Origin of the sequence: Pseudomonas sp. IT-P258, assembly GCF_949767825.1 — a bacterium.
In the GTDB taxonomy this organism is placed as follows: Bacteria; Pseudomonadota; Gammaproteobacteria; order Pseudomonadales; family Pseudomonadaceae; genus Aquipseudomonas; species Aquipseudomonas monachiensis.
Window position 1 is genome coordinate 184,898 of sequence record NZ_CATKPU010000043.1, and the last position, 15,182, is coordinate 200,079.

14 protein-coding genes, 1 tRNA gene and 1 pseudogene are annotated in these 15,182 nt (G+C 60.7%); 8 read left to right on the forward strand and 8 right to left on the reverse strand.

The window, feature by feature from the left end:
- Positions 1-47: 47 nt before the first annotated feature.
- Positions 48-209 (forward strand): annotated as a pseudogene (locus tag ACM6G4_RS16765) (carboxypeptidase regulatory-like domain-containing protein); the annotation flags it as partial.
- Between the two features lie 56 nt (positions 210-265).
- Here the strand turns inward: ACM6G4_RS16765 and ACM6G4_RS16770 are convergent.
- The 6 genes from ACM6G4_RS16770 to ACM6G4_RS16795 all read right to left on the reverse strand — a co-directional run bounded on the left by ACM6G4_RS16770 (position 266) and on the right by ACM6G4_RS16795 (position 7,009).
- On the reverse strand, positions 266-2,428 hold the full coding sequence (locus ACM6G4_RS16770) for a calcium-binding protein (protein ID WP_414914151.1): 2,163 nt from the start codon (positions 2,426-2,428) through the stop codon (positions 266-268).
- 354 nt (positions 2,429-2,782) lie between these two features.
- Positions 2,783-2,858: transfer RNA gene (locus tag ACM6G4_RS16775), tRNA-Phe, on the reverse strand.
- A 103-nt stretch (positions 2,859-2,961) separates the two neighbouring features.
- Positions 2,962-3,234 (reverse strand): oxidative damage protection protein, encoded by a 273-nt coding sequence (locus tag ACM6G4_RS16780; protein WP_007989188.1) that lies wholly within the window; start codon positions 3,232-3,234, stop codon positions 2,962-2,964.
- Positions 3,231-4,298, reverse strand: coding sequence for an A/G-specific adenine glycosylase (gene mutY / locus ACM6G4_RS16785; RefSeq protein ID WP_414914152.1), 1,068 nt, complete (start codon positions 4,296-4,298; stop codon positions 3,231-3,233). The genes ACM6G4_RS16780 and mutY overlap by 4 nt, the downstream gene beginning before the upstream one ends.
- Positions 4,295-6,526 carry an AsmA family protein gene (locus ACM6G4_RS16790; protein ID WP_409078516.1) on the reverse strand — a complete coding sequence of 744 codons (2,232 nt, stop codon included), beginning with the start codon at positions 6,524-6,526 and terminating at the stop codon, positions 4,295-4,297. Before ACM6G4_RS16790 ends, mutY begins: the two co-directional genes overlap by 4 nt.
- Positions 6,527-6,604: 78 nt before the next feature.
- Positions 6,605-7,009, reverse strand: a complete 405-nt coding sequence (locus ACM6G4_RS16795; RefSeq protein ID WP_056725804.1) for an acetyl-CoA sensor PanZ family protein — start codon at positions 7,007-7,009, stop codon at positions 6,605-6,607.
- A gap of 231 nt (positions 7,010-7,240) precedes the next feature.
- On the opposite strand from ACM6G4_RS16795, the gene ACM6G4_RS16800 reads away from it, so the two are divergent.
- The 7 genes from ACM6G4_RS16800 to ACM6G4_RS16830 all read left to right on the forward strand — a co-directional run bounded on the left by ACM6G4_RS16800 (position 7,241) and on the right by ACM6G4_RS16830 (position 13,036).
- Positions 7,241-8,905 (forward strand): OFA family MFS transporter, encoded by a 1,665-nt coding sequence (locus ACM6G4_RS16800; RefSeq protein WP_056725802.1) that lies wholly within the window; start codon positions 7,241-7,243, stop codon positions 8,903-8,905.
- 247 nt (positions 8,906-9,152) lie between these two features.
- On the forward strand, positions 9,153-9,746 hold the full coding sequence (hisB, locus tag ACM6G4_RS16805; RefSeq protein WP_003218037.1) for an imidazoleglycerol-phosphate dehydratase HisB: 594 nt from the start codon (positions 9,153-9,155) through the stop codon (positions 9,744-9,746).
- A complete protein-coding gene (gene hisH, locus ACM6G4_RS16810; protein WP_056725801.1) occupies positions 9,746-10,384 on the forward strand; it encodes an imidazole glycerol phosphate synthase subunit HisH in 639 nt (212 codons plus the stop codon). Before hisB ends, hisH begins: the two co-directional genes overlap by 1 nt.
- Positions 10,385-10,642, forward strand: coding sequence for a DUF2164 domain-containing protein (locus tag ACM6G4_RS16815; protein WP_007989200.1), 258 nt, complete (start codon positions 10,385-10,387; stop codon positions 10,640-10,642). It abuts the gene before it with no gap.
- Between the two features lie 42 nt (positions 10,643-10,684).
- On the forward strand, positions 10,685-11,422 hold the full coding sequence (gene hisA, locus ACM6G4_RS16820) for a 1-(5-phosphoribosyl)-5-[(5-phosphoribosylamino)methylideneamino]imidazole-4-carboxamide isomerase (RefSeq protein WP_414914153.1): 738 nt from the start codon (positions 10,685-10,687) through the stop codon (positions 11,420-11,422).
- 9 nt (positions 11,423-11,431) lie between these two features.
- Entirely contained in the window at positions 11,432-12,202 is a 771-nt protein-coding gene (gene hisF, locus ACM6G4_RS16825) for an imidazole glycerol phosphate synthase subunit HisF (RefSeq protein WP_007972752.1), read from the forward strand.
- Between the two features lie 78 nt (positions 12,203-12,280).
- On the forward strand, positions 12,281-13,036 hold the full coding sequence (locus tag ACM6G4_RS16830) for a substrate-binding periplasmic protein (RefSeq protein ID WP_056725798.1): 756 nt from the start codon (positions 12,281-12,283) through the stop codon (positions 13,034-13,036).
- A 41-nt stretch (positions 13,037-13,077) separates the two neighbouring features.
- Here ACM6G4_RS16830 and ACM6G4_RS16835 read toward each other — a convergent pair whose 3' ends face one another.
- Complete coding sequence (locus ACM6G4_RS16835; protein WP_414914154.1) at positions 13,078-13,854, reverse strand: divergent polysaccharide deacetylase family protein; 777 nt, start codon at positions 13,852-13,854, stop codon at positions 13,078-13,080.
- A gap of 1 nt (position 13,855) precedes the next feature.
- Positions 13,856-15,175 (reverse strand): S41 family peptidase, encoded by a 1,320-nt coding sequence (locus ACM6G4_RS16840; protein ID WP_056725795.1) that lies wholly within the window; start codon positions 15,173-15,175, stop codon positions 13,856-13,858.
- Positions 15,176-15,182: the final 7 nt, after the last annotated feature.

A 15,182-nucleotide genomic window follows, 5' to 3' on the forward strand; every position in this document is an offset into this window, starting at 1 on the left:
TAAAGCAGGCGGAGCGTTCTGACAGGCCGGGGGGGCAACCAGGAATGGCCAGCCTTGAGCCCATCGACAGCCAGGGGGTGCAGGTGCAAAGCCAGGAACAAAACGGCATCACCTACCTGTCGGGCGGTATCGGCGAGGATGAGTCCAAGGTCATCCAGCAGACCACCGGCTATAACCTGCACATTCACTTTCCCGCGGGCATAAAAAACCCTGAATCCTGCGATTCAGGGTTTCTTGGTACTTTAGTGTCAGAGACGACCCTCTATCAGGCAATCAGGTCGGTAGTTTGCAAGTTGCTCACCCCCACCAACTGAATTTCGAACTCCGCTGCCGTGTCGGCGTCGGTGCTGCCGTAGAGAATGCCGCCGGCGAACCGCAACTGCCCTGCGGCATTGCTGCTGAAGGCGCTGGAGCCGATGAAGCTGAACGCATCGTTGGCCACCGTCGCCAGGTTGGCGTCCAGGGTCGACAGGTCGATCTTGTCGCCTTCGCTGGTCTTGAAGTCGCCAATGACATCGCGCAGGGCGGCGCCCAGGCCCATTTCACTCAAGGCATTGAAGTCGAACTTGTCGGCCCCGGTGCCACCATACAGCTTGTCCAGACCCGTGCCGCCGATCAGCAGGTCGTTGCCGGCGCCACCGGTGAGCGTGTCGTTGCCGGCACCGCCGATGAGGGTGTTGGCGGCTGCGTTGCCCGTCAGCTTGTCGTTGTAGTTGCTGCCCGTGAGGTTTTCGAAGTTCAACAGGGTGTCTGAACCGGAACCACCGGTGGCTTGCGCGGTGGTCAGCGCCAGGTTGGCCGTGACCGCCGCGGTGGCGTAGGCATAAGACGCGGTATCGATACCGGCGCCGCCATTGAGGATGTTGTTGCCGGCACCTGCGTCGATGACGTTGTTGAGGCTGTTACCGGTGCCGTTGGCAGCGCCGGTCGACAGCAGGCGCAGGTTCTCGACGTTGTCACCCAGGGTGTAGGCGCCGAGGTAGCTATACACTCTGTCGGTGCCGCCGGTACTGGCCGTGGCATTGGTTTCGCTGACGATATCGCTGGCGTTATCGACGTAGTAGAGGTCGGAGCCGTCGCCGCCGATCAGGCGGTCGGCACCGGCAGCGCCGTTGAGCGAGTCATTGCCGGCGCCGCCGTTTAGATGATCGTTGGCGCGGCCACCTGTAAGCGTGTCGTTGCCCGCGCCGCCGTCGATGATCACGCTGCCGGCGCCGGTCCAGGTCAGGGTGTTGGCCAAGGTATCGCCTGTCAGGCTGGAAACCTTGTTGCCGTTCGCGTCAAAACGCTGGGTATAAACGTCAACTTGCCCATTGACCACAGAGGACTCCCAGGCAATCACATAACCGCCATCGGCCAATGTAGTCACCTGGGTGAACATTTGATTGCCGGTAGTGGTGGTATTGATGCGGGTTTCGCTCCCAACCTTGACGCCGCTGGCATTGAAGAGTTGGGCGAAGATGCCATTTACATCACCGGTGCCCTGGCCTGCCCAGGTCACCAGATAACCGCCCCCCGTCATGGCGGTGACATCAGGCTCTTCCTGATTGCCTGCGGTGGTGGTGTTTACCCGGGTTTCTGCGCCCACTTTTACGCCGGCGGCATTGAAAAGCTGCGCGTAGACGTCGCCAGGGGCATCGGTTTCGTCGTCGCCATCGCCATCGTCGGGAGCTGATTGCCAGGTGACGACATAGTTACCATTACTCAGAACCTTGATCATGGGGTCTGTCTGATCGTCGGCAACCCTGGTGTTGATGCGAATTTCTCCACCCGATTTGCTGCCGTCGGCCTTGAACCGCTGACCGAAAATACCGGATGTATCGCCTGTTCCGTTACCCTCCCAAACCACCATCATGCCGCCATCGGCAAGACCGGTGACCGTAGGGCCATCCTGGTCGTACTGAGTGGTGGTAGAGACGCGTGTTTCTGCACCAGTCTTTGCGCCGCTGGCGTTATAGCGCTGCAGGTAACCGCCCCAACCGCTGCCGTCCTGGCCGTACGAAGCCCAGGACACCACAAAACCGCCATCTTTTAGCGCGGTGATCTGCGCACTGTCCTGGATGCCGTTTCTGCTTGTGTTGACGATGAACTCGCTTCCAACCTTGGCGCCATTGGCGTTGTAGACCTGGGCGGCGATGTCCGACATATCGTCAAAGCTGTCCGATTGCCAGGCGACCACGTAGCCACCGATGGCCAGTGCGGTAATGGTGGGATCTTCCTGTGCGCTGTTCGTAACGCTGTTGACGAGGGCGGGCCCGCCTGTCTTCACGCCACTGGCGTTATAGCGCTGGGTGTAGATGTAATCGGTGGAGCCTGTTCCCTGATCGCTCCACGCCACGATGTATCCACCATCTTTCAGAGCCGTGAGGGAGGGCTCGGAGTGATAGCCAGTCGTAGGGTTGACGCGAATTTCGCCCAGGGTTGGCATTGCAAATTCCTTTTATGCAAAGAGAAAGCGGAAGTGCCTGGCAGTCTACAGGGCAAAACGATGGCGTCAAACTGCCATCAGTCAGACGATCAAATCGGTAGCTCCAGGCTGTTTGCCCCTGTCAGCTGTGTTTTGAACCCGGCAACTGAGCCTGCGTCAGTGGATGCGGCTTGGGTGAGTTCTCGGCGATAGCTTCAAGCATTTCGAAAGCTATCTGTTTTTGAGAGGCGGGAGTGAGAATGGCTGGAATGACGGGTCAAGGGGAAAGTGTGAGGGACCTGGTCCGGCGGCCGTTAAATCGCAGGCAATAAAAAACCCCAAGGAATCATCTTCGCTTGGGGTTTTTCGGTATTTTGGTGCCCAGAGACGGAATCGAACCGCCGACACGGGGATTTTCAATCCCCTGCTCTACCGACTGAGCTATCTGGGCAACGGGGCGCATTAAACGGGTTTTTCAGGGGGTCGTCAAGCAAGTTTTCAAAAAAAATTTAATTATTACCGTCGCTTACGTTCCGACCCCCGATAAATCGGGGTTATTCCGACGGCGGCACGTAGCCTTCGGCCTTGGCGTAATCCTCGCCGGAGAAGTACTTGTCCATTTCGCCTTGAAGATATTTGCGATCTTCGGCGTTCATCATGTTCAGGCGTTTTTCGTTGATCAGCAGGGTCTGGTGCTTCTGCCAGTCGGCCCAGGCCTTTTGCGAGACGTGGTCAAAAATGTCCTGGCCTTTGGCGCCCGGGAAGGGAGCGCGCTCCAGGCCTGGCAATTCTTCTTTGTACTTGCGGCACATGATGGTGCGGGTCATGACGAATCTCCTGCGTTCAATACGGCGGCCGCGCGTTCGAGCAAGGTTTTGACCGGGGCGGCAAGGCCCAGGCGCGGCGGGGTGGCGAGGTTATACCAGAGCCAGTCAGCCTCGGCCACGTGATGGCCGGCCTCCTGGACCTGAACCAGCCAGGGTTCGATGGATAACTGAAAATGGCTGAAGGTGTGCACCAGGTTCGGCAATGCCTGTTGGGCGCCCAGTTCCAGCGAGTGCTGTGATGCAAGGTGCGGCAGGTCGTCGAGGTCGTCGAGCTCCGGCAGGCTCCACAAACCGCCCCACAGGCCCGTGGACGGGCGACGGTAAAGCAGGATCGCGCCTTCGTCGTTGGCAAGCATCGGCATCAATGTGCGTTTCTGCGGAATCGCCTTGCGCGGCTTGGGAATCGGGTAGCGGGTTTCCAGGCCGAGCATGTGCGCCTCGCAGCCCTTTTCCAGCGGGCACAGCAGGCAGCTCGGTTTGCTGCGGGTGCAGAGCGTGGCGCCCAGGTCCATCATCGCCTGGGTGTAGGCGTTGACGCGGGTCTGCGGTGTAAAGCGCTCAGCGTTGGCCCAGAGCTGTTTGGCGACCTTTGGTTCGCCTGGGTAGCCCTCCTGCGCGGTAAAGCGCGCCAGCACCCGTTTGACGTTGCCGTCGAGGATCGGTGCGCGCAGGCCCATGCTGATGCTGGCAATGGCGCCTGCGGTGGACAGGCCGATCCCCGGCAAGTCAGTGAGTTTTTCCACGTCCCGGGGGAATTCGCCGCCGTATTGCTCGACGACGATCTTCGCGGTCTTCTGCAAATTGCGCGCGCGGGTGTAGTAACCCAGGCCCGTCCACAGGTGCAGCACTTCGTCTTCCGGCGCCGCTGCCAGGGCTTCGACCGTGGGCAATGAGGCCATGAAGCGGTCGAAGTAGTTCAGCACGGTGCTGACCTGGGTCTGCTGCAACATGATTTCCGAAACCCATACCCGATAGGGGTTGATGCCTTGTTGCCAGGGTAAATCGTGACGGCCGTGGCGATCGAACCAGTCCAGCACCGCCGTTGAAAACTGTTCGGCTCTCATTGCTTGAACAGCCCCTTGAGCGCGTCTTTCAGTTTCGGGTCGACCTTGTCGCCCCATTTCTCGTCGATTTTTTCGCTGATCCTGTCGCCAGCCAGTTTGGTCGCGACCTGGCCCATGCGGTCATTATCCAGGCGGCAAGCCTTGGCGCCCAGTTCCAGCGGGCCGCGGCAGCGCAGTGGCCACTCGATGCCGACAAACTTGTCGCCGACCTGGCAGGCCGGGTCCGGCATGGCGCTGGTATCGCCTTCGACGATGATGCCGACGCGGTAGTCCATGCCCAGCACTCGCAGGTCGATGTCGCCGTCACCGTTGACGGTCATTCCCGGGATACGCACTTTCAGGTCCGGATTGCTGGCCACGCCGTTACGCAAGGTCAGGTTGCCTTTGAGTTCCTGGAAGGGTGTGTCCTTGCCCCGGGGTTCGCCGTTGAGGGTTTTGCGGTTGAGCGTGGCGATGCCTTTGCACAGCTGTTGCTCAAGGTTGGCGTTGAGCAGCACGCCATTGTTGATGACGAAACTGGCGTTGCCGTTGAGGGTTTCGATCAACGCTTTCTGGCTGTTGCCGCTGCCGGTCAGGCTGCTGTTGAGCGTGACCAGGCCTTTGACCGGCGGGTTCTTGCCCTGGCTTTCGAGGATTTTTTCTGCCGGTACCCGGCTGATCTTCGTCTGCAGGTTCAGCGCCGGCACTGGCTGGCGTACATCGAGCGTGCCGGTGGTTTCGAAGTTGCCCTCGTACAGGTCGCCGCGCAGGTTGGCCAGTGTCAGCAGGCCGCCCTGGCCGGTGGCCTTGAGTGCTGCGTTATGGATCGGCAGTTTTTGCAGGGTCAACTGGCCGAAGTTCAGGTCGGCGTCCACATCGAGCTTGCTCAAGCGTTCCACAGGCAGCAGGCGCTCGCTGCTCCAGGCGTCCTTGGTCGGTGCGGGTGGCAACGGAGTGCTGCCGGCGCCGGCCATGGCATCGGCTTCGGTGCTGGCGACTTCGGCCTGGCGCACTTGTGTCGCGCTATTGGCCTCGGCGGATTTTGGCGGCAGGTAACGGTCGACGTTGAAGGTGTCGGCCTTGAGTACTGCGCGCAGCGATTGCCTGGCGAAGTCTTCGACGGCGATGCGGCCGCTGAAGGTGCTGTCGTCGACTTTCAGGTTGAGGTCGTCGAGCGCCAGGCTCGTGGGTGTTGCTGCCAGACGGCTGACCAGTTCGACCTTGCTCAGGCTGCCTTCGGCCATGGCCGGGAGTTTCTGGCCGATGCTTTCGACGAATTTCGCCAGGTCGAACTGGGCAATCGAGATGCCGCCGCTGACCTGTGGGGTCTTGTCGAGGTCGTTGACCTTCAGTTCACCCAGTGCCCGCAATTGGTTGGCGGAGATCTTGATGCCTGTCCACTCGGCGACATTGGCGGCCTTGTCCAGCACCAACTGCCCCTGGGCGGAGAACGTCATGGTCTTGCCTTGCAACGGGTCGCCGGTCACTTCACCGGACAACTTCATGTCTTCGAGCTGATAGCGCTGCAGTGCACGTGCGATGCGCACCTCACCATTGAGCTCGGTACGCACTCGCAGTGCCGGCTGGTTGGCTGACAGGAAGGCCGTGAGCTTGAGCGGAATGTTGACGGAGTCGTGAACCGCGCCGGTGCTCAACTGGATGCTTTCGGCGCTGAAACTCTTGCCGGTTTTTTCGTCGCTGTATTCGACCCGAGCGTTGTTCACGGTCAGGCTGTCGATGTCCAGGCGGATCGGCTGCGGCGGTTTTTCGGCCGCGACGCTGGCTTCGGGCGCAGGTTCACTCGCTGCGGGCGCAGTACCGGTCGTGTCGGTGTTGGCCGCTGCCGGCACCTTGCCGACGTCTTCCCAATTGCCGTGGCCGTCCTTGTCGCGGTTCAGGCGCAGGTTCAGGCCCTCGACGCGCACGTCGCTCATCTGCACTTCACGGCGCAGCAGCGGCAGTACGCGCACCGATAGGCCGAGCATCTGCAAGTCGGCAAACGGCTCGGCCGGCTTGACCAGGGTCGCCACACTGGCGTCGTGCAGCTCCAGGCCCAGCCACGGGAACAGGCTCCAGCCGATATCGCCATTGAGCGTCAGCTCGATGTGGGCCTTGTCGCGGGCAATCTGGCGGATCTCGTCTTTGTAGTCGTTGGGATCGAAGAGGTGGGTCAGGGCAAAGCCCAGCGCCACAATGATCAGCAACAGCCCGAGAAGTACCAGACCCAGGATTTTGCCGAACGCTTTCATGGGCGAGTCCTTGTAATTAATCGAATTCAAAATTTAGCCGAGGAGTATAGCGCCCCCGAACAGGCGACCGGTCAGTGTTCACGCCGGCAATATATCCAGCGGAAGTTTCAGCTTGGCGGCCAGCGCCTGAGCCTCCAGATGCCCGGCGGGCGCCAGCAGGCGCAGGGGCATGCCCGATTGCGCGGCCATTTTCCGGGCTTCGGCGACCAGTCGCTCGGCAACACCACGGCGACGGGTAATCTTTCGCACACATATTAGGGACAAGTGCCAGGCGTCTTGGTGCCTTTGCAAGCGGGCCGCGCCCAGCAGGCGATCATTGAAGCGTCCGGCGATCAGTGTGCCGTCGCGCAGACAGTCTTCGATCAACTGCGAGGCCCCGGAAAACGGGGGGAACAGCCAGTCCGGGGCGTCGCTGTAGATCTTCTGCAGATCCTGCCGATCCTGGGCAGTGGCTTGGTTCAGCGGCTCGACAATGATCGGCATGGGGATTCCTGTGAGGTCATGAAGCGATAGAGATCAGATGACGTACAAAAGGTGATGTCAGTTTGGTTTTTCTGTCACTTGCAAATGGTAACCTTTGCCCGTTCGTCCGTCCTTCTGCGACCTGTTGTCGCACAACAAGGTGCTCCACCCAAAAAACGGTCATGCCTGCGTGCGTAGAGGCCGGGAGCGGACCGTGGCTGGCGAACCATACTGATAATTGGGGGATACACAATGACCACGAGCATCACGGCGGACGGCTTCAGCGCCGACCAGCCTGCGTTCCTGTCCAAGGAGCGGATCATCGCCAAGCCCGGTTTCAACCGTTGGCTGGTGCCACCGGCCGCGCTGGCCATCCACTTGTGCATCGGCATGGCCTACGGCTTTTCGGTGTTCTGGTTGCCGCTGTCCAAGGCGCTGGGCATCGCCGCTCCAGTGGCCTGCGCACCGGACATGAGTTTTATCGCACAGGTCTTTTCGTCCCAGTGTGACTGGCCGATCTCGATGCTTGGCTGGATCTACACCCTGTTCTTCATCTTCCTGGGTTGCTCGGCCGCCATCTGGGGTGGCTGGCTGGAACACGCCGGACCGCGCAAGGCCGGTGTCGTATCGGCACTGTGCTGGTGTGGCGGCCTGCTGATTTCGGCGCTGGGGGTGTACACCCACCAGATCTGGCTGATGTGGATCGGCTCCGGGGTCATTGGTGGTATCGGCCTGGGCCTGGGTTACATTTCGCCGGTGTCGACCCTGATCAAATGGTTCCCGGACAAGCGCGGCATGGCGACCGGCATGGCGATCATGGGCTTCGGCGGTGGCGCAATGGTCGGCGCTCCGCTGGCGGCGGCGCTGATGGGGCATTTCGCTTCGCCAACCAGCGTCGGCGTGTGGCAGAGCTTCCTGGTGATGGCCGCGATCTACTTCGTGTTCATGATCGGTGGCGCGCTGTCCTACCGCGTTCCGCCAACCGGCTGGAAGCCTGAAGGCTGGACGGCCCCGGCGAAAAAAGCCTCGAACGCGATGATCACGCATCGTCATGTTCACGTGAATGTGGCCTGGAAGACGCCGCAGTTCCGTCTGGTGTGGCTGGTGCTGTGCCTGAACGTATCGGCCGGTATCGGCATCCTCGGCATGGCGTCGCCGCTGCTGCAGGAAGTGTTCGCGGGCAAGCTGCTGGGCAATGACCTGGCCTTCGGTCAACTGGATGCCTCGCAACTGGCTTCGATTGCCGCCATCGCTGCCGGTTTCACCGGTTTGTTGAGCCTGTTCAACATCGGCGGGCGTTTCTTCTGGGCTTCGTTCTCGGATTACCTGGGCCGTAAAAACACTTACTTCGTGTTCTTCGCCTTGGGCTTTGCCTTGTACGGACTGATTCCGAACCTGGGTCATCTGGGCAGCATTGCGCTGTTCGTGGCGGCGTTCTGCATCATCCTGTCGATGTATGGCGGTGGTTTCGCGACTGTTCCTGCGTATCTGGCAGACCTGTTCGGCACGCAAATGGTCGGTGCGATTCACGGTCGTTTGCTGACCGCTTGGGCTGCTGCCGGTGTGCTCGGCCCTGTGCTGGTGAACTACCTGCGTGAATACCAGCTGAGTATCGGTGTCGAGCGTGCGGCGGCTTACGACATCACCCTGTACATCCTCGCCGGCCTGCTGGTACTGGGTTTCCTGTGCAACCTGCTGGTGCGTCCGGTGGCGGACAAATACTTCATGACCGACGCCGAACTGGCCGCCGAACAGGCGCTGGGCCATGACAAAGGCGCTGACAGCAGCACCGTGCTGGAGTGGAAAGCCGCGCCGGGTACCAAGCCGCTGGCGATTGCAGCGTGGCTGGTGGTGGGCATTCCGCTGGCGTGGGGTGTGTGGGTGACCTTGCAGAAGACGGCGGTGTTGTTCCATTAAAAACTTCTGTGCCTGACGGGTGTTGTGTCAGGCACATTTGCTCAATGCCAAAAGATCGCAGCCTTCGGCAGCTCCTACACCGGCCGTAGGAGCTGCCGAAGGCTGCGATCTTTTGCTTGTATGGACATGTCTATCGCCGACACCCCCGAATTCACTCCGTCAGGGATATCACCTCTCGTGTTTCTGTTTGGCGCCCGCACGCCTATAATGGCTGCCTTTTTCGCCCAATGATTTTGCGGAGCTGGTGATGGCCGAACGTAAGGCGTCTGTCGAGCGCGACACTCTGGAAACCCAGATCAAAGCCTCGATCAACCTCGATGGCACCGGAAAGGCCCGATTCGATATCGGTGTTCCTTTTCTTGAGCACATGCTGGACCAGATCGCCCGTCATGGGCTGATCGACCTGGATATCGTCAGCAAGGGCGACTTGCATATCGATGACCACCACACGGTGGAAGACGTCGGTATCACCCTCGGCCAGGCATTTGCCAAAGCCATCGGCGACAAGAAAGGCATCCGTCGCTACGGCCATGCCTACGTGCCGCTCGATGAAGCGTTGTCGCGCGTGGTGATCGACTTCTCCGGTCGTCCAGGCCTGCAGATGCACGTGCCGTACACCCGCGCCACCGTTGGCGGCTTCGACGTTGACTTGTTCCAGGAATTCTTCCAGGGCTTCGTCAACCATGCATTGGTCAGCCTGCACATCGACAACCTGCGTGGCACCAACACCCACCACCAGATCGAAACCGTGTTCAAGGCATTCGGCCGCGCCCTGCGCATGGCCGTCGAGCTCGATGACCGCATGGCCGGGCAAATGCCTTCGACCAAGGGCGTCCTGTAATGCAGACAGTCGCGGTTATCGATTACGGCATGGGCAACCTGCACTCGGTGGCCAAGGCCCTCGAGCACGTCGGTGCCGGCAAGGTGCTGATCACCAGCGATGCCAGCGTGATTCGCGAAGCCGACCGGGTGGTTTTCCCCGGCGTCGGCGCGATTCGCGATTGCATGGCGGAGATCCGTCGCCTCGGCTTCGATTCCCTGGTGCGTGAAGTCAGTCAGGACCGTCCGTTCCTTGGCATCTGCGTGGGCATGCAAGCCTTGCTCGACACCAGCGAAGAGAACGACGGCGTCGACTGCATCGGCCTGTTCCCGGGCGCGGTGAAGTTCTTCGGCAAGGATCTGGTCGAAGATGGCGAACACCTGAAAGTCCCGCACATGGGCTGGAACGAAGTGAAGCAGAAGGTCAGTCACCCGCTGTGGCACGATATTCCGGACATGGCGCGGTTCTACTTCGTGCACAGCTACTACATCGCTGCCGCCAACGCGCGGCAGGTGGTCGGTGGCGGTCACTACGGTGTCGATTTCGCCGCGGCGCTGGCCGAAGGCTCGCGTTTCGCCGTGCAGTTCCACCCGGAGAAAAGCCATACCCATGGCCTGCAGTTGCTGCAGAACTTCGCTGCGTGGGACGGTCGCTGGTAAATGGCAGTCAAGAAGAAACCCCCGATCCTGACCCTCACTCCCGAGCAAGAGAGCGAGGCCAATCGCAAGATCAAGCGTTTCATGGAAGACCGCTTCGAACTCGACCTCGGCTCGTTCGAGGCGGCGGAGATTCTTGAGCTGTTTACCCGTGAAATTGCTCCGCACTATTACAACAGGGCGATTTTCGATGTGCAGGCGCACCTCAAAGAGAGGTTCGAAAGCATCGAAAGCGACCTGTGGGCGCTCGAGAAAAACTGATTTCCGAGTCAAGCTGAACATTCAAATTTGAAGGTTTGCCAGATGCTGATTATTCCCGCTATCGATCTTAAAGACGGTGCCTGTGTTCGTCTGCGCCAGGGCCGCATGGAAGATTCCACGGTGTTCTCCGATGACCCGGTGAGCATGGCTGCCAAGTGGGTGGAGGGCGGTTGCCGTCGTCTGCATCTGGTCGACCTGAACGGCGCGTTTGAAGGCCAGCCAGTCAACGGCGAAGTGGTCACCGCCATCGCCAAGCGCTATCCGAACCTGCCGATCCAGATCGGCGGCGGCATCCGCTCCCTGGAAACCATCGAGCACTACGTGAAAGCGGGCGTGAGCTACGTGATCATCGGCACCAAGGCGGTGAAAGATCCAGCCTTCGTCGCCGAAGCCTGCCGCGCGTTCCCGGGCAAAATCATCGTGGGTCTGGACGCCAAGGACGGTTTTGTCGCCACTGACGGCTGGGCTGAAATCAGCACCATCCAGGTGATCGACCTGGCCAGGCAATTCGAAGCCGACGGCGTGTCTTCGATCGTTTATACCGACATCGCCAAAGACGGCATGATGCAGGGCTGCAACGTACCGTTCACCGCTGCACTGGCTGCTGCAACAAAGATCCCGGTGATCGCTTCCGGCGGCATCCACAACCTGGGTGACATCAAGACCCTGCTCGACGCCAAGGCGCCAGGCATCATCGGCGCGATCACGGGCCGTGCGATCTACGAAGGCACCCTCGACGTCGCCGAAGCGCAAGCTTTCTGCGATTCGTACAAAGGCTGAGGACTGATCATGGCGCTGGCCAAACGCATCATCCCTTGCCTGGACGTGGACAACGGCCGGGTGGTCAAGGGTGTGAAATTCGAAAACATCCGCGACGCCGGTGACCCGGTGGAAATTGCCCGTCGCTACGACGAGCAGGGCGCCGACGAGATTACCTTTCTCGACATCACCGCCAGCGTCGATGGCCGCGACACCACGCTGCACACCGTCGAGCGCATGGCCAGCCAGGTGTTCATCCCGCTGACCGTGGGCGGTGGCGTGCGCACCGTGCAAGACATCCGCAACCTGCTCAATGCCGGTGCGGACAAGGTTTCGATCAACACCGCAGCAGTGTTCAACCCGGAATTCGTCGGCGAAGCCGCGCAGCATTTCGGTTCGCAATGCATAGTGGTGGCCATCGACGCGAAGAAGGTTTCCGGACCTGGCGAAACCCCGCGCTGGGAAATCTTCACCCATGGCGGTCGCAAGCCAACCGGCCTCGACGCCGTTGAGTGGGCGAAGAAGATGGAAGGCCTGGGTGCTGGCGAAATCCTGCTGACCAGCATGGACCAGGACGGCATGAAAAACGGTTTCGACCTGGGTGTTACCCGCGCCATCAGCGACGCACTGGGCATTCCGGTGATCGCCTCCGGCGGTGTCGGCAACCTGCAACACCTGGCCGACGGCATTATCGAAGGCCACGCCAGCGCGGTATTGGCGGCGAGTATTTTCCACTTCGGCGAATACACCGTGCAGGAAGCCAAGGCCTATATGGCCCATCGCGGAATCGTGATGCGTTAAACAAACCGGTACAGGCTAGTGGACACCATGGCATACCCAAGGCACTCTTGGGTACGCCATGGATTTCGGTAGCCAGACATGCTTAAACGCTTTCTTCTCGTCCTTGCCAGCGCTTCTCTGTTGTTGATCAGCGGAGCAAACGCTAAAGACAGCCCCGATACCGACCTGGTGTTGCTGACAGAGAACTTCCCGCCGTACAACATGGCGAAGAACGGCAAGAACTTCGCTCAGGACGAGAACATCAATGGCATCGCCACCGATATCGTCCGCGAAATATTCAAGCGCGCCGGCATTAGCTACAGCCTGACGTTGCGTTTCCCTTGGGAGCGGGTCTACAAACTCGCCTTGGAAAAACCCGGTTACGGCGTATTCGTCATGGCGCGCCTGCCCGATCGCGAAAAGCTATTCAAATGGGTCGGCCCGATTGGCCCGGACGACTGGATCATGCTGGCCAAGGCTGACAGCAAGATCACCCTTGAAACCTTGAATGACGCGCGCAAATACAAGATCGGCGCCTACAAGGGCGACGCCATTGCCGAGACGCTTGCCAAACAAGGCCTCCAGCCGATCGTTGTGCTGCGCGATCAAGACAACGCCAGGAAACTGGTCAACGGTCAGATCGACCTGTGGGCTACCGGTGACCCGGCCGGGCGCTATCTGGCGCGCCAGGAAGGGGTCAGCGGGTTGAAAACCGTACTGCGTTTCAACAGTGCCGAACTGTACCTGGCACTGAACAGGGGCGTGCCGGACGAGACGGTGGCCAAGCTCCAGGCGGCGCTGGACCAGATGCGCAAGGAAGGTCGGGTGGACGAGATCATGGCGCAGTATCTCTAACGATCCTGCACATACCAGTGTGGGAGCGGCGGTGCGCAGACTTAGCGGTACACCCCATCCTTGCCATGCGCAGCCGTCGCCCGGTTTCCGCGCACACTGATCATCTGTCGGATATCAATCCATTCGATCCCCTGGGCCTTGAGCCTGGGTAATTCACGCTCCAGCACCGCCAGCGTCTGCGGATACGGATGACCGATCATCACCGCCGAGCCCTGCTTGTGCGCGAGGCTGATCGCGGTTTGCAGCTGGATCAGGATCGCCGCCTCAGTACGCTCATCGTCGAGAAATACATCCCGTGAAACGCTCGCCAAACCGATCTTCTGCGCTTGGGCGGCGGCCACGGTCTGGGCGCTGGTACGGCTGTCGACGAAGAACTTGTGCCGGCGCTGCAAATCCGCCATCAACCACGCCATAGCGGCTGGTTGCGCGGTCATGCGGCTGCCCATGTGGTTGTTGATGCCGCTGGTATACGGAACCATTTTGAATGCGGCGTCCAGGCGCTTTTCCAGCTCTTCGACGGGCAGCTCGGGGTGCCAGGCGAACGGTCCGGTGGCCGGGTCCATGGGCATGTGCAGGATGACGATCTTGCCGGCGCGATGGGCTTCGCGGGCGAATTCGGTGGCGTGGGGTGTGTCGGGCATGATTGCCGTGGTCACAGGGCCGGGCAGGGCGAGTACGCGGCGATCCCGGGGCAGATTCTGCCCCAGGTCATCGATGATCAGGCTCAGGTAGGCTTTGTGGGGCGTCGGTCCGGCGGGTTCTGCGTGAGCAACACCCGCCAGACAACACAACAGACCGATCAGCAACCGCAGAAACATCTCAACGGCCGGATGTGATGCTCAGCCCTTTGAGCAGGCTCAGGGCCTGGGCCAATTGGTAATCATCGTCCTGCGGCATTGGCTTGGCTTTGCCGCTGGAACCGGTCGGTTTGTCGGCGCCGCCGTTGCCGTTGCCCAGGTGACCCTGCAAGTCGGCTTCCTTGAAGTAGTCGCTGTCCTGCTCGCTGGTGATCTTGGCCTTGCGCACTTCGATGTCCGGCACGATGCCCTGGGCCTGGATGGAGCGGCCGTTCGGCGTGTAATACAACGCCGTGGTGATCTTCAGTGCGCGCTCGTTGTTAAGCGGCAGAACCGTCTGTACCGAGCCCTTGCCGAAGCTGGTGGTGCCCATCAGCACGGCGCGTTTCTGGTCCTGCAGGGCACCGGCGACAATTTCCGAAGCCGAGGCGCTGCCGCCGTTGATCAGCACGACCATTGGCACCGCTTCGCTTTCGTCCTTGCCGGTGGCAGAGAAACGCAGCTCGGAGTTGGCGATGCGGCCCTTGGTGTAAACGATCAGGCCCTTGGTGATGAAGTGGTCGACCACTTCCACCGCCGCTTGCAACACGCCGCCCGGGTTGTTGCGCAGGTCGAGAATGATGCCCTTGAGCTTCTTGCCGTTTTCCTTGCGCAGCTTGGCCAGCGCCTTGGAAACTTCTTCGCCGGTCTTGACCTGGAACTGGGTGATGCGGATATACCCATAGCCCGATTCCAGCAACTGGCTCTTCACGCTCTTCACCTGGATGACGGCGCGGGCCAGGGTTACGTCGAACGGCGTGCCACCGTCGCGCACCAGGGTCAGGGTGATTTTCTGGCCGATCTTGCCGCGCATCTTGTCGACGGCTTCGGTCATGCTCTGGCCGCGGGTCGGCTGGCCGTTGATCTTGACGATGAAGTCGCCGGCCTGAATGCCGGCCTTGGAGGCCGGAGTGTCGTCAATGGGCGACACCACCTTGATGAAGCCGTCTTCGGCGCCGACTTCAATGCCCAGGCCGCCGAACTCACCGCTGGTGCTTTCCTGCAACTCGGCGAAATCTTCAGGGCCCAGGTAGGCGGAATGCGGATCGAGGTTGCTGAGCATGCCCTTGATGGCGTTTTCCAGCAGGGTCTTGTCGTCCACCGGTTCGACATAAGCGGCCTTGATCCGGTCCATCACCTCGGCAAAGGTGCGCAACTCATCCAGCGGCAGTGGCGCCTTGGTGGTCGCAGCAGTGCCCGCAGGCGCAACCGCCGGCGCTGGTTGAGCGGCAAACGCCAGAGGCGCGCCGATCACCAGGGCGATCGTCAGGGCCAGCGAGGTAAGGCGGGACAAATGCAGCATGTCTAAC